General features: G+C 57.6%; 19 protein-coding genes. 14 read left to right on the forward strand and 5 right to left on the reverse strand.

Annotated elements, in window-relative coordinates; translation table 11 throughout:
* Window positions 1–68 precede the first annotated feature (68 nt).
* Both ACZ1GS_RS12755 and ACZ1GS_RS12760 read left to right on the forward strand, forming a co-directional pair.
* The gene (locus ACZ1GS_RS12755; protein ID WP_472695557.1) at window positions 69–2252 is read left to right on the forward strand and encodes a protein-disulfide reductase DsbD family protein; all 2184 of its coding nucleotides are present in this window, start codon (window positions 69–71) and stop codon (window positions 2250–2252) included.
* A gap of 17 nt (window positions 2253–2269) precedes the next feature.
* Window positions 2270–2887: a thioredoxin family protein gene (locus ACZ1GS_RS12760; RefSeq protein ID WP_472695558.1), complete on the forward strand. Its 618-nt coding sequence runs from the start codon at window positions 2270–2272 to the stop codon at window positions 2885–2887.
* 272 nt (window positions 2888–3159) lie between these two features.
* On the opposite strand, the gene ACZ1GS_RS12765 is transcribed toward ACZ1GS_RS12760, so the two are convergent.
* From ACZ1GS_RS12765 to uvrB, 3 genes are all read right to left on the reverse strand, one after another.
* Window positions 3160–3363, reverse strand: coding sequence for a hypothetical protein (locus tag ACZ1GS_RS12765; protein ID WP_472695559.1), 204 nt, complete (start codon window positions 3361–3363; stop codon window positions 3160–3162).
* A 450-nt stretch (window positions 3364–3813) separates the two neighbouring features.
* Window positions 3814–4614: a class I SAM-dependent methyltransferase gene (locus tag ACZ1GS_RS12770; protein WP_472695560.1), complete on the reverse strand. Its 801-nt coding sequence runs from the start codon at window positions 4612–4614 to the stop codon at window positions 3814–3816.
* 121 nt (window positions 4615–4735) lie between these two features.
* On the reverse strand, window positions 4736–6913 hold the full coding sequence (uvrB, locus tag ACZ1GS_RS12775; protein WP_472698136.1) for an excinuclease ABC subunit UvrB: 2178 nt from the start codon (window positions 6911–6913) through the stop codon (window positions 4736–4738).
* Between the two features lie 140 nt (window positions 6914–7053).
* Here uvrB and ACZ1GS_RS12780 point away from each other — a divergent pair, with 140 nt between their 5' ends.
* The 12 genes from ACZ1GS_RS12780 to pal all read left to right on the forward strand — a co-directional run bounded on the left by ACZ1GS_RS12780 (window position 7054) and on the right by pal (window position 16060).
* Window positions 7054–7596, forward strand: coding sequence for a DUF3617 domain-containing protein (locus ACZ1GS_RS12780; protein WP_472695561.1), 543 nt, complete (start codon window positions 7054–7056; stop codon window positions 7594–7596).
* A 64-nt stretch (window positions 7597–7660) separates the two neighbouring features.
* Window positions 7661–8791, forward strand: a complete 1131-nt coding sequence (locus tag ACZ1GS_RS12785) for a serine hydrolase domain-containing protein (RefSeq protein WP_472695562.1) — start codon at window positions 7661–7663, stop codon at window positions 8789–8791.
* Between the two features lie 45 nt (window positions 8792–8836).
* Window positions 8837–9220 (forward strand): VOC family protein, encoded by a 384-nt coding sequence (locus tag ACZ1GS_RS12790; RefSeq protein WP_472695563.1) that lies wholly within the window; start codon window positions 8837–8839, stop codon window positions 9218–9220.
* Between the two features lie 4 nt (window positions 9221–9224).
* A complete protein-coding gene (locus ACZ1GS_RS12795; RefSeq protein ID WP_472695564.1) occupies window positions 9225–9617 on the forward strand; it encodes a VOC family protein in 393 nt (130 codons plus the stop codon).
* Window positions 9618–9642: 25 nt separating this feature from the next.
* A complete protein-coding gene (locus tag ACZ1GS_RS12800) occupies window positions 9643–10989 on the forward strand; it encodes an amidohydrolase (RefSeq protein ID WP_472695565.1) in 1347 nt (448 codons plus the stop codon).
* A 6-nt stretch (window positions 10990–10995) separates the two neighbouring features.
* The gene (locus tag ACZ1GS_RS12805; RefSeq protein ID WP_472695566.1) at window positions 10996–11343 is read left to right on the forward strand and encodes a TraR/DksA family transcriptional regulator; all 348 of its coding nucleotides are present in this window, start codon (window positions 10996–10998) and stop codon (window positions 11341–11343) included.
* Window positions 11344–11630: 287 nt separating this feature from the next.
* Window positions 11631–12134 carry a YbgC/FadM family acyl-CoA thioesterase gene (locus ACZ1GS_RS12810; protein ID WP_472695567.1) on the forward strand — a complete coding sequence of 168 codons (504 nt, stop codon included), beginning with the start codon at window positions 11631–11633 and terminating at the stop codon, window positions 12132–12134.
* 15 nt (window positions 12135–12149) lie between these two features.
* Window positions 12150–12848 (forward strand): protein TolQ, encoded by a 699-nt coding sequence (gene tolQ, locus ACZ1GS_RS12815; protein WP_472695568.1) that lies wholly within the window; start codon window positions 12150–12152, stop codon window positions 12846–12848.
* 3 nt (window positions 12849–12851) lie between these two features.
* Entirely contained in the window at window positions 12852–13298 is a 447-nt protein-coding gene (gene tolR / locus ACZ1GS_RS12820; RefSeq protein WP_472695569.1) for a protein TolR, read from the forward strand.
* Window positions 13299–13313: 15 nt separating this feature from the next.
* Entirely contained in the window at window positions 13314–14108 is a 795-nt protein-coding gene (locus ACZ1GS_RS12825) for a cell envelope biogenesis protein TolA (RefSeq protein ID WP_472695570.1), read from the forward strand.
* A 10-nt stretch (window positions 14109–14118) separates the two neighbouring features.
* Window positions 14119–15462, forward strand: a complete 1344-nt coding sequence (tolB, locus tag ACZ1GS_RS12830) for a Tol-Pal system beta propeller repeat protein TolB (protein WP_472695571.1) — start codon at window positions 14119–14121, stop codon at window positions 15460–15462.
* An 88-nt stretch (window positions 15463–15550) separates the two neighbouring features.
* A complete protein-coding gene (pal, locus tag ACZ1GS_RS12835) occupies window positions 15551–16060 on the forward strand; it encodes a peptidoglycan-associated lipoprotein Pal (protein WP_472695572.1) in 510 nt (169 codons plus the stop codon).
* Window positions 16061–16133: 73 nt separating this feature from the next.
* Here the strand turns inward: pal and ACZ1GS_RS12840 are convergent, their stop codons facing one another.
* Together ACZ1GS_RS12840 and ACZ1GS_RS12845 are read right to left on the reverse strand one after the other, a co-directional pair.
* Window positions 16134–16430, reverse strand: a complete 297-nt coding sequence (locus ACZ1GS_RS12840; protein WP_472695573.1) for a hypothetical protein — start codon at window positions 16428–16430, stop codon at window positions 16134–16136.
* Window positions 16431–16466: 36 nt separating this feature from the next.
* Entirely contained in the window at window positions 16467–19382 is a 2916-nt protein-coding gene (locus ACZ1GS_RS12845; protein ID WP_472695574.1) for a M16 family metallopeptidase, read from the reverse strand.
* Window positions 19383–19460 lie beyond the last annotated feature (78 nt).

Consider the following 19460-nt stretch of genomic DNA (forward strand, 5'->3'; position numbering starts at 1 on the left):
TAAAAGCCGCTCTGGCAAGTCGGCGGTTGATAGACTAAATAGCGATAAATATGAAATGGTGAGTTTTTATGACATTTAACGTCTCTGCCCAAGCGATCGGAGCACCGGCCCCTGCGGCTTCCAATATCCGAACTGCTCTGCAGACCCTGGCATTTGCTTTATTTTTTATCGCCCTGCTGGCCGCGAGTCCGGCGCGGGCGCAGGTCAGTCTGAACAACAAAGAGTTGAATGTCCCGGCGACCCTTGTCGCTGAATCCACACAGGTGCAGGCAGGCCAGAGCGTCACGCTGGCGTTCGTCATGACCCCCAAGCCGACCTGGCACGGCTATTGGGAAAATCCGGGCGATGCGGGCATTGGAATGAGTTTCGACTGGACGCTGCCCGACGGCGTCAGTGCGGGAAACCCGCAATATCCGGTACCCGACACCTTGCTGATCTCGGGCATCATGAATTATATCTACAAAGGCGACTATGCGGTTCTGGTCAATCTCGTGGTCTCCGAACGGGTGAAGCCCGGACCGCTGCCGATCACGGTAAAGTCCGAATGGCTGGCCTGCACCGATGAAATCTGCGTACCCGAACAAGATGAACTGGCAATCACTCTGCAAGTGGTCGGCAAAGATGCCGCTGTTGCGCTGGACAACCGCTTCAACGCGTTTCGCGAAGCCCTGCCCCGCCAGCTGGGCAGCGCCGCAACCTTTTCGGTCAAGGATGACCTGTTCCGGCTGTCGGTTTCGTTTCCTGCCAATATTGATGTCGACACGCCCTATTTCTTTATCAAGGAAGACGGCATTGTCGACTATGGCGCGCCGCAGAAAGTGAACCGCGATGGCGACCGGCTGATTATCGAGACCGCCGCGCGCGGCGATCAGTTGGATACTGTTACCGGCGTCCTCAAAATCGGGGCGAACATGGGCCTGGCACTCAAGGCAACCAGCGGTGACGTGGCCATGTCCGGGACACCCATTGTCGGGAATTCCGACAGCGGAAATTTTACCGGTGGTGGCGGCCAATTTGACGCATCACTGATGGTGATAGCACTGGGCGGCGCGATATTGGGCGGGCTGTTGCTCAATCTGATGCCCTGCGTGTTCCCGATCCTGAGCCTCAAGGCGATCAGCCTGGCCAAAGCCGGTGGTGATGAAGCGGTCGTCCGCCGGGATGCCCTGGCCTACACCGCCGGCGTTGTCGTCGTGGCAACGGCATTGGGCGCCTTGCTCCTCGGACTGCGCGCCAGCGGAGCGGCCGTCGGCTGGGCGTTCCAGCTGCAGGATCCGCGCATTATTTTCGTGCTTCTGGCGCTGGTCACGGCGATCGGCTTTAACCTGGCCGGGCTGTTTGAATTGCCTAATGTCAATTTTGGCAACAAGCTCGCCGACAAGGACGGCCCTGCTGGATCATTCTGGACCGGCGCGCTTGCCGCGTTTGTGGCAACGCCCTGCACCGGACCGTTCATGGCCGCGGCACTGGGGGCGACCATCGTGTTGCCGCCGATTGCTGCGCTGGTGATCTTTGCGGGTCTGGGCATCGGTCTGGCGCTGCCGTTCCTGCTGATCGCGTTTGTGCCGGCGATCCGAAGCCGCCTGCCCAAGCCCGGTGCGTGGCTCGACAGCTTCCGCAAGGTTATGGCAATCCCCATGTTCCTCACCGCGATTGGCCTGATCTGGTTGCTTGGCCGGCAGATCGGCACTGACTCGCTTGGTCTGTCGCTGATCTTCCTGCTGCTGGTCACGCTGGTCCTGTGGTGGTTTGGCGGCGGTCAGATCAAGGGACTATCCCGCGGCATGGTGACAAGCGGGGCGCTGTTTGCGGCAACCGTCGGCGGGGTTCTGGCCCTGCCTGGTGAAGAAGCCATGGAAAGCCAGAAAGCGGCAACCGCCTCCTCGGCCATTTTGCCCAGCGAACCGTTCAGCGAAGCGCGCCTCGCGGAATTGCGGGCATCCGACCAGCCGGTTTTTGCTTATTTTACCGCTGACTGGTGCATCACCTGCAAAGCCAATGAAGCAGCTGCCGTCCAACGGCAGGAAACCGCCGATGCCTTCGCCGCCGGCAATGTCAGCGTCTTGATGGGGGACTGGACCCGCCCGGATCCGGAGATCAGCAAATTTCTGGAGAAGCATGGACGAGCTGGCGTTCCGCTCTACCTCTATTATGCCCCCGGCGCAGATCCTGTTATATTACCCCAGATCCTGACCGTCGGCACGTTGACCGATCTGGTCAATAGTCGGCAACAAGTCGCTCAAGCCAACTGAATAACGGAGAAACCACTATGTTCCGCAAATCCGCTCTCGCTGCCGTCACCACCATAGCCGCCGTCGGCTTCGCCATGCCGCTGGCCGCCGCCCAGAAGAACGGGGCCATCGCACAGGATTTCAAGCTGACCGACATGTATGGCAAGACCGTCCAGCTTTCGCAGTTTCGTGGCAAAACCGTCGTCATGGAATGGCACAATCCGGGATGCCCGTTTGTGAAAAAACATTATGACAGTGGGAATATGCAAGCCACGCAGGCTGCTGCACGCAAGCAGGGCGCGGTCTGGTTGACGATCAACAGCGGTGCAAAAGGCAAACAGGGTCACATGACCGGGCCGGAGGCACAGTCCTTGGCCAAGCAGCAGGACCACCAATTCACCCACTATCTGCTCGATGGCAAAGGCGTAGTTGGCAAGGCCTATGGCGCCCGAACGACACCGCATATGTATATCATCGATGGCACCGGAAAGCTCGTCTACCAAGGCGGCATCGACGACAAGCCCACCGCCAATCCAGCGGATATCAAGGGCGCACGCAACCATGTGACGGCAGCATTGAATGAAATGAAATCGGGCAAGAAAATAAGCGTCGCCAGCTCGCGCGCCTATGGCTGTTCCGTCAAATATATGAGCTAGCCTACTGCCCGAGAAGCAATCCGCCGAAACCGAAGAAAAAGCAGGGCCAGCGCACGATAAGCAACCGGTGCACTAACCCTGCTCCCCCAAGAGTCCGGCGGCTTGCAAACCCCCTGAAAGCCCCCGTAAACGGATTGCCGGACCTAACTGTCAACGAACGTAAACTAAAAATTCCTGAAGGTTCGAGGTACAGGATCAGTACACAACTCGATCCTGTACCCCGCCTTTGTCCCGACGACATGCGACCCTAAGAAGAGGCGCCGCCGGCCAAACTAATGCCCCGTCAACACGAACCGTCTGGTCTCGTTCGCGCTGACCAGCTCCACGCCCTTGGTCCCCGCAAGGCCGGACAGTGGAATAGACTTTTCATACCTGTTCACGTCACGCGCCAGCGATCCCCGTCGCTGCGCTTGCTGTGTCCAGGCGACTTCAATCTGCCGAAATTCCGGCGTCGCTTCATTGAGCGCGGGCTGCAACCTGATGTCGCCGTTCCCCGCGGGCATTGGGCCCCGCACGACGAGATACAAACCATGCCCCATGGTCGGCCCTGCCCTCAATTCGGCTGAATCCACCGTTGCAAATTTTGGTCGGCTTGATTGCCCCGCGCATTGTGCGGTTTCATGATTTCCATTTCCCATCACAAGCGCCATCAAACCTTCACCAATTAATCTGCAATATGAACTGTCTCTACTGGTACTTAACTACGCAACTTGTGTAGCAATCTTTAGCCCAACATCAGGTGAATACGGTCGTAAACTATTGTAACATACCGTAACGCATTGAAATTATATTACAATTTTTGGGAATATTGTGGACGCAGGGGTTTCGCCTGCCGCGAAAAATGCTGCAATGCACAATTTCGACTCGCACAGGCCAGAACCGGCGCGATCTCGTTGCTTGTCACTATCGTGGGTCCGCTGGGATGATCAGCCTGGTTTGCGGAACCGCATGACAAACCGATTGGTTTTGCCGCGAACCGATGCATCAAATACATTCTTTTCCAGATCATCGGCAGGATTGACGAACATATCGCTTTCTCCATCGACTATGAAACCGGCCTTGAGAAAATCAGCCTTGGCCACCGCCGGATCAATCCGATGAGTCTTGTTGACGACTTCTCTGGTATCACCAGCGTTGCCGACATGATCGATGACCGCCACAATCCCGCCCGGCTTCATGCCTGCATAGAGCCGATCGAGAAACGCCGCCGGGTCCATGCGCGCAACCTTGAACTTTTCGCTTTCCCAATACAGGTCATGATAGATCAGGTGCATCATCGCAAAGTCAAAGCTGTTGGCCGCCGGCGCATAATCGCCCAGCTGCGATGGCAGCAAGGTCACGTTCGGCTGGCGTTCGGCGATATTGCTCCATTTCGTCTTGGCGGCGTCGCTGGACACAAATTGGGGCGGATTGACCGCGACAACCGAACCGGTAGCGCCGACAGCTCCAGCCATGATCTCGCTATAATAACCGCCGCCGGCAAAAATATCGAGCACGGCATCGCCGGCTTGCAATCCCATGAAGGCCAGAACTTTTGCTGGCTGGCGGCTCTCGTCCAGGGCGATATCACCCTCTGCACGGCCCGGCGCAGCGACTGCCGCTGCATAATCGGGCTTGGATACAGGCGCTGCCTCGGATGATTCAGACGCGGCCACCGCAGCGTCATAGGAGCTGGCACCGAGCACCAAAATGGCGCTCACCAATGGTAATAATATCTGTGTTTTCATCTTGTCTCTCCCCGCTTGCTATGGCGACAAGCATGAACCTGCGGGCGCGAGCGGGCAACCATTGTAGTTGTCGCTGGTCTATCCCGGCATGCCGTTGGTCGAATCCAACCGACTGCGGGCGCTAAAACTTCCGCTGGGTCCGACCAAAGCCCATTTTTCGGGTCCCCGGCTTGCCTTCGGTTGACCGCCCTTTCGGTTTGGCGACTTGCAGGTCATCCGGGATCCCCAGCTCGTCCGCTTCCAGCTTGCGGATTTCGTCGCGCAGCCGGCCGGCTTCCTCAAACTCGAGATCCGCTGCTGCGTCCCGCATGCGCTTCTCGAGGCTTTCGATATGGCTGCGCAGATTATGGCCGACCAAATGCTCGGTATCGTCGTCAATTGGAACCGTAACCTGATCCTTGCTCGCGACATGCGCGACAATATCACCGATATTCTTCTTGATCGTCGTCGGCGTGATCCCGTGCAGCGCGTTATATTCTTCCTGCTTCTCGCGCCGCCGGCCGGTCTCGTTCAGCGCCCGTTCCATCGATCCGGTCATCCGGTCCGCGTAGAGAATGACCCGCCCGTCCACGTTCCGCGCCGCCCGGCCGATCGTCTGGATCAGCGAGGTTTCGGATCGCAAGAACCCTTCCTTGTCCGCGTCGAGTATCGCCACCAGACCACATTCCGGAATATCCAGGCCTTCGCGCAACAGGTTGATCCCGACCAGCACGTCGTAGACGCCAAGCCGCAAATCGCGGATCAGCTCTATGCGCTCGAGCGTTTCGACATCGCTGTGCATGTATCGCACCTTGATCCCGGCTTCGTGCATGAACTCGGTCAGATCCTCGGCCATGCGCTTGGTCAGCGTGGTCACCAGGGTCCGATAGCCTTGCTCCGCCACTTTCTTGCATTCGTTAATCAGATCATCAACCTGATCTTCGACCGGTTTTATCTCGACCGGTGGATCAATCAATCCGGTCGGGCGAATGACCTGCTCGGCAAACACGCCGCCGGTTTGCTCGAGCTCCCAAGGCCCCGGGGTGGCCGAAACACTAACGGTTTGCGGGCGCATCGCATCCCACTCGTTAAACCGCAGCGGCCGGTTGTCGATGCAGCTTGGCAGCCGAAAACCATATTCGGCGAGCGTGATCTTGCGCCGGTGATCGCCCTTGGACATTGCACCGATCTGCGGCACGGTCTGATGGCTTTCATCGACAAAGAGCAGCGCATTGTCCGGCAGATATTCAAACAGGGTCGGCGGCGGCTCGCCAGGCAGTCGACCGGTCAGGAACCGCGAGTAATTTTCAATGCCCGCGCAGCTGCCGGTCGCAGCGATCATTTCGAGATCAAAATTCGTCCGCTGCTCGAGCCGCTGATGCTCGAGCAATTTTCCCTCGGCTTCGAGCTCCTCGAGGCGTACCGAAAGCTCCAGCTTGATCGCTTCCATGGCCTGTTTCATCGTCGGCCCTGGCGTCACATAGTGCGAGTTCGCAAAAATTCGCACGCGGTCCAGACTCGCGCCCTTCTTGCCGGTCAGCGGATCAAATTCGACAATTTCTTCAATTTCATCGCCGAAAAAGGAAATCCGCCATGCCATGTCTTCATAGTGGGAAGGGAATATTTCGAGATTGTCGCCGCGAACCCGGAAATTGCCGCGCGCGAACGCCTGATCATTGCGCTTATATTGCAACGAAACCAGCTTGCGAATAATATCGCGCTGATCAACCGCCTGTTCCTTCTTGAGATCGAAGATCATCGCTGAATAGGTCTCGACCGATCCGATACCATAAAGACAGGACACCGAGGCAACGATGATCACATCGTCCCGCTCGAGCAGGGATCGGGTTGCAGAATGGCGCATCCGGTCGATCGCTTCGTTTACCGAGCTTTCCTTCTCGATATAGGTGTCCGACCGCGCAACATAGGCTTCGGGCTGATAATAGTCATAATAGCTGACGAAATATTCGACGGCGTTGTTCGGGAAGAAGTTCTTGAATTCGCCGTATAGCTGCGCCGCAAGGATCTTGTTGGGCGCCAGGATCAAGGCCGGGCGCTGGGTTTTCTCGATGATTTTCGCCATCGTGAAGGTCTTGCCGGATCCCGTGACACCCAGAAGAACCTGATCGAGTTCATCGGCGCTAATGCCTTCGACAAGCTCCTTGATCGCCTCGGGCTGATCACCGGACGGTTCAAAATCACTAACCAGCTCGAACCGTTTGCCGCCTTCGGATTTCTCCGGCCGGTTCGGCTTGTGCGGAACGAAATCTTCGTCCGTATCCGGTTCTGCCAGCCCGGTTCTGATCACCAATTGCGCCATCGAGCCAATATGGAACAAAACAAGACCAATGTCATCCCCGAATATCCGGCTTTTCAACCTGTTACACTTCGCAAATTTACAACGAGAACGGTTCTGTTTATGGCGGATTCGGGTTCGAAAACTACACGAGGGAATTTTACGTGAAAAAGTTGATTATGTCAGTGGCGGTTGTCGCCCTGGTTGCAGGCTGCTCCGATCAGGGAGCGGACGCCGATGGCGATGGCAAGATCACGGCGGAAGAAGTGGCCAAGGAAATGAATGAAGTCACGCTTGAGCCAGGCGAGTGGGAAAACACCGTCGAAATCGTCGATGTCGAAATCGAAGGCCTTCCAGCCGGCGCGCCAGCCGGGATGATGGACAATCTCAAGGGGCAAACGACCAAGAGCAAGTCCTGCATCACCAAGGAGCAAGCCGAAAATCCGGGCGCTGAATTTTTCTCGGCACAGGAACAGACCAACTGCGAAGTCACGAAATTCAACATGAGCGGCGGCGCAGTGGATCTGGAACTGTCCTGCAAGAATATGGGCGGCGCGCCTGGTGAAATGGCCATGGCAATGTCCGGCCAATATGGCCCGAGCAACTATGACATGACCATGACCATGAACGGTGATGCGGGTCCGATGAAAATGAAGATGAAGGCCAAAAGCACCGGCAAACGGATCGGTGATTGTCCTGCGGGATAGATTTTTGTCTTGTTACACTTTCAAAAGCGGAGCAAGGGCGTTGGGCCTTTGCTCCGCTTTTCTTTTGAGCGGGTTCGGTTGGATCAGCCCGGCGTCGGCTCAAACCACGGCCCCGCCCGCACAAGTCACAGTCGAATTTGACCGCGACACCATCCAAACCCGCGCCATTCAAGGGCTTTCCAATCGCACCACCGGACGGGCGTTGATGCCGGATGACCCGGTACGGATTGCCTCGATATCCAAATTTTTTGTCAGCCTTGCCGTCATGCGTCTGACCGAGCAGGAGGCGGTGCTGGATCTGGACAGAGACAGCAGCTCCTATCTTGGTTGGCCGTTACGCCATCCGGCGTTTCCGGACACCCCGATCACCTTGCGCATGCTGTTGTCACACCAATCGGGATTGCGCGATGGAATCAACTATGCGCTGCCGATGGATGTGCGGCTGGTGGACGCACTGCAGAATCCTGACGCCTGGGACAGCGAGCACCGGCCGGGCGGTTATTTTACCTATTCCAATCTCAATTTCCCGGTCATCGCGGCGGTGATCGAAGCAGCCACCGGAAAACGGTTTGACCAAGTCATGGCGGAGGAGCTGTTCGAACCGCTGCAACTGGACGCCTGTTTCAACTGGACCCGATGCAGCGATGGCAAAGTGGCGAATGCCGTCACGCTATACCGAGCCAATGGCGATGTTGCGCGCGACGACCTGCGCGGACGGCGTGAAGATTGCTCGCTGGTTCCGGCACAAGATGGCAGCTGCGACATCAACCGCTATCGACTCGGCCAGACCGGATCGATTTTCAGCCCGCAAGGCGGCTTGCGAATCTCCGCCCGCGACCTTGCAAAAGTGGGTCAGGTCCTGCTGCGCAACGATGGCTCCTATCTCAGCCGCGCCAGCATCGCCACCATGACCGCGCCAGCCTGGCGTTATGACGGGCGCAATGGCGATAGCGAAAACGGCTATTTCTGCGCCTATGGCCTGGCCGTGCATATCCTGGCTCTGCCGGGACGCCCATCATCCTGTCAGGATGACCCGTTCGGCGATGGTCAGACACGCTTTGGGCATAGCGGTGAAGCTTATGCACTCAAGTCTGGTTTCTGGATGAATCCGGCCACCCGTCAGGGCGTCGCCTTTTTTCGCACGGAGGTGCCGGAAGATGACCCCTCGGGTCATTGCATCTATCCCTGCAACTGATACACATAGCAAAATGCAACTAAAACCCCTTGAGGAGAGACGCTGATGATCGCCTACACCATGCTCGGCACCAACGACAAAGACAAATCCGTTGCCTTTTACGACAAGCTTTTTGAAGGCACTGAAGTCAAGAAGCTGTTCCAGACCCCGCTGGGCGGGCAGTTTTACGGCAAGCAGCCGGGTCAGCCGATGCTGTGTATCACCAACCCCTATGATGGCGGCGAAGCGTGTTTTGGCAATGGCACCATGGTGGCGCTGTCCTTTGACGACACCGATCAGATTGACAGCCTTCATGCGCGCGCGCTGGAACTGGGAGCGGCCAATGAAGGCGATCCCGGCTGGCGCGCACCGGACGTCTTTTACGGCGCCTATTTCCGCGACCCGGACGGCAACAAGCTGTGCGTCTGCAAAATGAATATGGGAGGATGATCCGATGATTGGCTATGCAACTCTGGGCTCGAACAATGTCGACAAGGCCCGCGAATATTATGACGCGCTGCTCGCCGAAATCGGCGCCAAGCGCCTGATGCAACTCGAAGAAGGTGGCTTTACGCTCTATGGCACCGAAATGGGCGCCCCGTCGCTGGCGATCACCCAACCCTATGACGAGAAGCCGGCCGTGCCCGGCAACGGCAACATGATCGCCATTCCGTTTGAGGAACGGGCCAAGGTCGACAGCTTCTACAACAAGGCGCTCGAATTGGGCGGCAGCGATGAAGGCGCTCCGGGCGTGCGCGGCGATGACGGACCGCAGGCCTTTTACGCCGCTTATTTTCGCGACCCAGAAGGTCATAAGTTTTGCGCTTTTCGCGTTGGCCCGGCATAAGAGTCGAAACATATAGGAGAAAATCGTGAAACATCCTCTTTTGGCGCTGGTCGCCAGCACCGCGCTTGTTGGTCTTCAGCCGCTTGCGGCCCAGACTGGACCTGCTTCGGAGCTCGGCAAAGCGGTCGCAGCAGATTATGACGCCAAGCTCGAAGCGCTGTTTATCGATTTTCATCGCAACCCCGAACTGTCCTACAAGGAAACCCGCACCGCCGCGATTATTGCCAAGGAATGGCGCGCATCGGGATGGGATGTGACCGAACAAGTTGGTGGCACCGGTGTGGTCGCGGTCATGAAAAATGGCGACGGGCCAACGCTGATGCTGCGCGCCGATATGGATGGCTTGCCGCTGGTTGAAGATAGCGGGCTCGACTATATGTCGACGGTCAAGCAAGTGAGCATTGATGGCGAAGAAAAGCCCGTCATGCACGCATGCGGTCATGATGTGCATATCACTTCGCTGATCGGCACAGCGCGTCAACTGGTGCGTCGCAAGGATGCCTGGCGCGGGACCATCGTGCTGATCGCCCAGCCGGCGGAAGAACGGATTGGCGGCGCAAAGCTGATGATGGATGATGGTCTGTACAGCCGCTTTCCCAAACCGGATTTCGCGATGGCCTTTCACGTTTCAGCGGACACGCCGACCGGAAAGCTCGCCTTGGACGAAGGCATTACCTATTCGTCATCGGACAGCGTCGACATCACTGTGCATGGCGTCGGTGCGCATGGAGCCTCCCCGCATCGGGGCAAAGACCCGATTGTGATGGGCGCCCAGATCATCATGAATTTGCAGACCATTGTCAGCCGCGAAATTGCGCCACTGAAGCCGGGTGTGGTGACAGTCGGATCCTTTCATAGCGGGTTCAAGCACAACATCATCTCCGACAAGGCCACCATGCAGCTGACCGTGCGCTCTGACGATCAGGAGACGCGCGAAAAACTGCTCGCCGGGATCAAGCGCATTGCCGAGAATGTCGGCCGGATGAACGGCATGCCAGAGGACAAGCTCCCCGAGGTCACGATTTCGCATGAGCGCACTCCGGCCACCTATAACGACTCGGCCCTGACCCAGCGGATCCGCGCGCTGTTCAAGGACCGGTTCGGGGACGATGTGTTTGACGATCAGCCGCGCGAAGGCATGGGCGCAGAGGATTTTGCCTATTTCGTCGCCCCCAATACCGATGTCCCGGGCGTCTATTTCAGCGTCGGTGGCACACCGCAGGCTGAATTCGACGCCGAGGAAAATGGCGGGCCACCCGTCCCCTCCCATCACTCCCCGTTCTTCAAGGTCGCCCCGCGCGAATCAGTGACTTTGGGAACCGAAGCGATGACCGCAGCCGCTCTGGACCTGCTGGCTCCGAAGACCGAGTAACCAGCTTTGGCGGATGATCTCTCTGCCGCTGAAATCGAAAGGCTAAACGCCTTGCTGATAAACCGGCAGGCAGAGCTCAAAGCGCTCGATGCCGATGGGGCGACGTGGCGCGATACGGTTGAGCTGGACCAGCAAAGCGTCGGCCGGTTGTCCCGTATGGACGCCATGCAACAGCAGGAAATGGCACAAGCCGAAGCGCGTCGCCGGGCCACCGACCTCGCCCGAATAGAAGTTGCCCTGCAGCGTATCGCGGAAGAGGAATATGGCTGGTGCGCGGAATGCGGGGAACCCATTGCCTATCGACGCTTGGAGATTGATCCGGCTGCCGCGCTGTGCATTGGCTGCGCGCGCTAGCGCCCCATTTGAATCCGCCTACCAACAGGCTGAGGGTGAGCGCGCTTACGGTGCCTTACTTCAGGACAACCCGTCAAAGTTCACACAATTCACACCCTCTCGTTCAGAATTTATTGGTGACAAAATCGATTTTCAACGCTGAGAAAGAACCGCTGCAACCTTAGCGTTCTCGAGGCCTGTAGGAAAGCGCAGGCTTGAGCGGACCGAAACAGAAAGCGGGGGCAGCCGCTCAAAAGACTCAAATTTACGCCCAGTGGAAAGAATAGCGCTTTCCCCTTTGAAAACAGGTGACTAATGTCACCGAAATGGATGCCATCAGCAATCTTCCGTCCGACATACGGCCGCATGAAGGACAATTTCGCGACCATCGTCACTATTTTGCCTGCCGGGTTTATTATGAGGACACGGATTTCTCCGGTATTGTCTACCATGCCAATTATCTGAGATTTATGGAACGCGCCCGCTCCGATATGCTGCATGCGCTTGGCATGGATCAGCGTGCGGCCTTTGAAGCGGCTGAAGGCGCCTATGCGGTGGTGGACCTGCAGATTAAATATGTTGCCCCTGCCAAATTTCAGGATGATCTGCTGGTGATCAGTCATGTCAGCCAGTTGCGCAAGGCGAGCGTGAATATCGAGCAGCTCATCATGCGGGGTGCCCAGAAAATTGCGTCAGCCCATGTTCAGGCCGCCTTTCTTACGCCCGCAGGCCGTCCCCGTCGGCAACCGGAAGCATGGACAAAGGCTTTTGCTGCGGTCATGGAAGACAGCGAGCGCAGTGACACAGAATAACAAGAGGACAAACCCTTGCTAGACAGCCTTTCCCTCGATGCCGTATCCGGCAGTTTTTCGCCGGTTGAACTGTTTCTCGATGCCGATATTGTCGTCAAGCTGGTGATGATCGGTTTGTTGCTGGCAAGCGTGTGGACGTGGACGATCATCGTCAGCTTCGCGCTCAAAATCGGCAAAACGAGCAAAAAATCCGATCAGTTTGAAAGAGCCTTTTCAAAGGCCGACAATGCGGACCAGTTTTTCGAGGATCACCGCAAATCGACGCTGCCAATGGCGAAAGTGCTGAACGCGGGCATGCGCGAGTGGCGGCGATCCACCGCGAAAGGGCCGATTGACCGTGAGGGCACGCGGCAACGCCTGGCGACGGCGATGAACACCACTATTGCTCATGAAGTCGACAAGATGTCCGATCGCCTGAATTTCCTCGCAACCGTCGGCAGCGTTGCACCATTTGTCGGCCTGTTCGGCACCGTCTGGGGCATCATGCGCAGTTTTGCCGCCATTGCCGCTGAGCAGAACAGCTCCTTGGCGGTCGTTGCGCCAGGAATTGCGGAAGCGCTTTTTGCTACCGCAATTGGCCTATTTGCCGCGATTCCGGCGGTTATTGCCTATAACCGCTTCTCCCACCGGCTAAACAAGCTGGAAGCGCGCATGGAGCGCTTTGCCGACGGCTTTCATGCGACACTGAGCCGCGAACTGGAAATCGGGAGCTAGGCGGTGGGCATGTCTCCGGCCCCTGGCAACGGACGCCGCCGTCGCGGCCGCGCCCCGATATCCGAAATCAACGTGACCCCCTTTGTCGACGTGATGCTGGTCTTGCTGATCATCTTCATGGTCACCGCGCCTTTGCTCGTCGCAGGCGTCCCCGTGGATCTACCCGAAAGCCGCGCCAATGCGCTGGAGCAGGACCAGGATCCGGTCCAGATTTCAATTGATCAGGAAGGCCGGATTTATCTGGATGACGAAGAAGTCAGCCAGAATGGCCTGGCGATGCAGCTGCGGGACATTGCTGCCAATCAAAACCCTGAAAATCCAAGACAAATCATGCTACGTGGCGATACAAAATTGACCTATGGATTGATCATGCGGGTGATGGGCGAGCTCAATCGGGCGGGCTTGAACCGGGTGTCGCTGGTCACAACAGGTTCATCTGAATCAAATTAGATATTGCAGGCTGATATGGAAAGAGCTGAAAAAATTGGCTTAGGCGTTGCAGCGGCGGGACATCTTGCCCTGTTTGCAGTGCTGTCCTTCAGCCTGATTGCGACACCGGATGAAGCCTATCGCCCAAAACCGATGGAGGTGATGATCGCCGATGAGATCGGTCTGGAAAGCGCTTCTCCCAACCCTGCCCTCCTGCCCCCGGCCACAAGCGTCGCGCCCGAGCTCGGTGATCCCGATCCCGAAGACCTGTCGCAGCCCGACGCGATGGAGCTAACCCCGGCACCCGACATCACGCCCACGCCGCCACGCGAAAAACCCGCAGCCAGGTCGGATCCGAAACCCAAACCAGCCGCGAAAGAAAAACCAAAGCCCAGAGCGAAGCCTAAAGACACGCCCAAGCCCAGGGCAAAAGGATCCCGTCTCGGCAAGGATTTCCTCAAAGGCGTCACCGACCAGTCCTCGACCAGCCGCAACCAGAATATTTCCGCTGAAAAAGCGTCGGCGAGCGCGGTCGCTTCGCTGCAGCGTGAACTTTATCGTCAGGTCAAACGCAAGTGGCGGCCGCCAAGCGGCGCCGATGCCGAACTGCTGCGCACCAAGGTCACCGCCCGGCTGGACCGCGCCGGCAACATCATCGGCACACCGACCGCAACAACCACCGGGATCAATGCCAGCAACCGCTCGCAGGCCGGAATTCACAAGGAACGCGCCATCGCCGCGGTAAAGCTGGCGGCGCCCTACACCACTTTCCCCGAAAAATTTTACGATGAGTGGAAGGTTATTGAACCCGTCCTCCATCTCGGTATCTAGGAGACCGACCATGTTAGCAACCACCGCCCCCAATCGCCTGAAATCCTGGATCATGGGCCTAGCCCTGGGCTTCAGCCTTGCACTGCCCGCACAGGCGCAGCTGACCGTTGATGTTGACGGAGTCGGCGAAGATGAACTGATTGTCGCCGTGCCTGGTCTGCCAACGCCACAAAATGCGGACACCCCTGCTGGCAGCACTGCCGAGCTCGGTGACAAGATCAGCGATGTCATCGCCAGCGATCTGCGCTCCAGCGGACTATTCGATCCGAAGGGCCGCAACGAGGTGCGCGGAATCAGCTTCAGCGAAGTCGCTGCACCGCAATTTCCCTATTGGAGCAGCACCAACGCCTCCGCGCTGATTCAGGGTTTTGTCCGTACAAATGGGGACGGCAATATTACCGTCGGCTGCTATCTCTATGATGTTGCTCTGGAGAGCGAGCTCACCCGCAAAGGGTTTGTCGTGGCCCCGCGGGATTGGCGGCGTGCTGCGCATAAATGTGCCGACGCCATCTATTCCCGACTGAGCGGAGAATCGCCGTTTTTTGATAGCCGGATTGCCTATATTGCGGAAACCGGACCGAAGGATAACCGGCGCAAGCGGCTGGCGATCATGGATAGCGACGGGGCCAATCACCGGTTCATCACCAATGGCCAGGCGACCGCCCTCACCCCGCGCTTCTCTCCCGATTACAAACGGATCGTTTATCTCAGCTTTCTGGATGGCAACCCGCGCATCTATGTCTATGAAATCGGCACCGGTCGGCAAAAGCTGATCACCCAGAGCACCAATCCGACATTTGCACCGCGATGGTCCCCCGACGGCGAGTGGATCCTCTATTCGATGGCAATTGCCGGTAATACCGACATTTACAAGGTCTCGGCACAAGGGGGACAGCCCCAGCGTCTGACATTTTCACCGGGCATTGATATTGGTGGCAGCTTTTCCCCCGACGGCAGCCGGATCGTGTTCGAAAGCGATCGCTCGGGCAGCCAGCAACTCTATGTCATGGGCGCCAATGGCGGCAATGAACGGCGGATCAGCTTCGGCGGTGGCCGCTTTGCCACGCCCGAGTGGAGCCCGCGCGGCGATTTGATCGCCTTTACCAAAATTGCCGGCAATTTCCGGGTCGGCGTGATGACACCCAGTGGCGGCGGCCAGCGCCTGTTGACCAATAGCTGGCAGGATGAAGCGCCGACCTGGGCGCCCAACGGCCGGGTTATCCAGTTTTTCCGCACCAGCCGTGGCAGCGGCAAGACCGGGATCTGGCAGGTAGACCTGACCGGACGTAATGAACGACAGCTGCCAACGCCGGTTGACGGATCGGATCCGGCATGGGGTCCACTGCTGCCCTGATCTTCCAAAGGCTTACAAGTAAAGTGAGACAAGTGACTGAAAACAGGTTATAACTGCCGCCAAGGGCACTTAGAATAGGAGCAATGAAATGTTAAAAAAATATGCGATCCCCCTCCTTATCACCACCAGTCTGGTTGTTGCCGGCTGCGCAAAGAAAGCACCGGAAGAACTGCCACCCGCACCGGTTGGCACCTCCGAGCCAACACCCACGCCGCCAGCTGGCCCTGGCTATGCGCCCGGTTCACAAGGCGATTTTCTGGCCAATACGATGTCAGACCGCATCCTGTTTGATACCGACCGTTTCAATGTGGATTCGCAGGATCAGGTTGTCCTGCAAAGCCAGGCGCAATGGTTGGCGCAGCATCCCAATGCCCGGATCACAATCGAAGGCCATGCCGACGAACGCGGTACCCGTGACTATAACCTCGCGCTCGGCGAGCGCCGCGCCAATGCTGCGAAAAATTATCTCGCGTCTCTCGGCGTCAGCCCTGGCCGCATGACCACGGTCAGCTATGGCAAGGAACGCCCCGAGGCGCTGGGTTCCAATGAAGCCGCCTGGGCGCAGAACCGCCGCGCGGTCAGCGTGGTTGTTCAGTAACCGCTTTCACAAGATCAAAAAAAGGCCGCTAACCCTTTCGGGTAGCGGCCTTTTTTATGGCTTACGGTAAAGCCTATTTCTTGGTGCCAGACATCGCCATTTCACCAAAAGCACCGGCATTGACCGAACCGGTGAGAACGCCGTCTACAACTGTTGCCTTGCCTTCGAGCTTCATTGGCATCGGGACAGTCATGTTCATCACCCAGGTGAGCTCATTGCCGTCAATCTTGCCATCTTCCAGTTCCATGGAGCCCATGGCGCCTTCGTTGGTGCCGGTGAACGTATCGCCATTGGTGACAATCGTTACAACCGAAGCCTGATCGCCCATCGGGGATTTTGTTACGCAATCATATGAACCATCTATCGACATAATTTTCTCCTTTTCATGCAAGTCGTAATAAAGCTGTCAGTCTGCACCGACAGCCGAATCATCTGAACTTGCCGCATTACTAACAGCAGTGTCACCAGCTTCATAGCCGCGATATTCGATCGGCATATCCAATGCTTCCAGCTGGGTCTTGATCTTGTCGGCATCGCCCACGATCACCCAAGTGAATTTATCCGGATCAATCGCGTCCGCCATCGCGGTGTTGAGCTCCTCTGCGGTCAGCGCCTGATAGCGTTCTGCGACGGTTTCGGCATAGTTGAACGGGCGCTTGAACATCTGGTCATTTTGCATCTGTCCGAGAACCCGGTTGGACTGTTCAAACTGGCCGGGCAATTGCCGGACATTGCCGTTGACCGTCCGCTCCAGTTCCGCCGGTGTAACGCCATTGTCGCCGAGGAAGTCCTTCACCTGACCCATGATCGCGGCCACAGCGGGACCGGTCTGGTTGGTCTGAACCGGTGCCCGCATGATATAAGGCACATCATGTTCGCCGCGCAGCACCGTGTTACGCGTGCCATAGCTCCAGCCTTTGGTTTCCCGCAGATCCATATTGATCCGGGACAGGAAATTGCCACCCAGAATCTCGTTGGCGGCATTCAGCTTGAGCAGATCGTCGGTTCCTTTCACCGGCAGAACCTGTCCGGCAAGGATCATCGACTGCGGTGAATTCGCGCGATGGATGACGACAATCTTGCCTTCGCCGTCCGGGATAGCGGCATCAAAATTCTTGGCCGGCGCGGCTGCTCCAGATACTGTCCAGTTACCGAAACGCATTTCCAGCTTCTCGACCAACGCGGCGCGATCAATTTGACCGACTGCAAAAATGGTCGCATTTTCCGGTCGCATCCAGCCATTGTGAAATCCGGTCAGATCATTGCGAGTGATCGCCTGGACCGAAGCCTTGTTGCCATTGCCTGACAGCCCGCGGCCATAAGGATGCTGGTCACCAAAGAGCAATGGCGGCAGGGCGTTGGTGGCAATGCTGCGCGGATTGCTCTCTTCGCGGTCAATCGCGGTCAGCTGCTGCACTCGGATACGCTCGATATCATCAGTCTTGAAGGCCGGATTTTTGACGATGTCAGCCATCAAGTCGAGCGACGCATCGAGATTGGGGTTCACCGCGCTGAGGCTCACCATGGTGCGGTCACGACCGCCGCCGACGCTGACATTGGCACCGAGCCGCTCCTGTTGCTCCGCAATCTGTACCGAAGTCAGACTGGTTGTGCCTTCTTCAAGCATTGCGGTGACAAAATTATGCAAGCCCACCTTGTCGGCTGGATCCGCCGAGGATCCGGCATCAAAGGACATCGTGACCCGGGTCATCGGCACGGCATCGCGGCGAGCGAAATGCACGGTGATACCGTTGGACAGGGTTGCCGTCTCGACATCCGGAAAATCAACATTGGGCACCTCGCCCACTTCCGGCAATTGCGACCGGTCCGGCGCGGTGACGGTCCCGGTCTCCCCATCCTGAGTGTAAAATGCCGGGGCGGTCAGCGTCCCGGTCCGCGCGCCGGCACCGGCCTCGACTTCCTGATAAGCTTCGCGCTCACCGGGAACGACGCGAATGCCCACCACCGGCCGGGTCAGCCATTTCTGCATTGCCGAGGTGACCGATGCCGGGGTTGTCGAGGCCAGCCGTTCAAGCTGCCGTTTGTAATATTGCGGATCGTCCGAATAGAGTTCGCCCTGCGCCAGTGCAGTCGCCTTGCCGTTAAATCCGCCGACCTGTTCCAGACCAGCGATGCGGGCGGCAGCGTTGCGTGTTGCGACGCGTTGAACTTCATCTTCGGTCGGGCCATTCTGGATGAAATCGGCGACAATCTCGTCGAGCCGCTTGGCGACCATATCGGCATCTTCACCCGGCTTCACGTCCGCTTGGATATTGACCAGGCTGCCATGTACGAACGGGATGACATAAGCGGAAACGGCCACGGCGTTCTTTTCTTCGCGGACCATGATATTGTCGAGCCGCGAACTGGCGAGACCGCCGAGAACCGTCATGCCTACGTCTAATGGCGTATATTCCGGATCATTCAGACCAGGCACAATCCAGTTGCGGTAGATCCGCGTGGTTGCGACCTTGTCTTTCATCACCTCATAAACCGGCGCATCCAGGGTTGGCAGTTCCGGGTTGAGCTCCGGGATCGGTTTCCCGCGGGGGATGGCACCGAACCATTTCTGGACCAGCGGCTTGGCAGAAGCCGCGTCGAGATCGCCAGCCAGAACCAATATGGCATTGTTCGGGCCGTAATGATCGATGAACCATTGTTTCATGTCATCGAGCGACGCGGCTTCGAGATCTTCGAGCGAACCGATCGTACTATGGCCATAGGGATGGCCCTCTTCCGGGAAGAGCAGTTCGGTCTGGCGATAGCTGACCAGGCCATAGGGTTGGTTATCGCCTTGCCGTTTCTCGTTGGAAACAACCCCGATCTGATTGTCGAGCTTTTCCTGGGTCACCGCACCGAGCAAATGGCCCATGCGATCGCTTTCCAGAAACAGCGCCACTTCCAGCGCGGATTTTGGAACCGTCTGAAAATAGTTGGTCCGGTCGAGCCAGGTCGTGCCGTTAAGATCGGTCGCGCCAATTTGCCGCAGCGGTTCGAAATAGTCGCCCGGGGCATTTTCGGAGCCGTTGAACATGATATGCTCGAACAGATGGGCATAGCCGGTCTTACCCTTGGGCTCATGCTTGGATCCTACGCCATACCAGATCGAGACCGCGACGATCGGCGCCTTGCGATCGGTATGCACCAGGACTTTCAACCCGTTGTCGAGGGTGAATTCTTCATAGGGGATATTCACCGCATCAACCAGCTTGCTCACCGGCGCTGGTTTGGCGCTGGCGTGATTGTCAGCATAAGCAGGGGATGTCAGCGTCAGTGCGCTTGTGGCGAGAGCAATCGCGAGGGTACGGGTCAAGCGGGGCATGGGTTGTTTCCTCTCAAATAATGTCATTTGAAACTAGTATCGGTTTGGGTTGCTACGATGCAAGCCTTGTTGGTGGTC

The organism is Parasphingorhabdus sp. W113 (assembly GCF_055693205.1).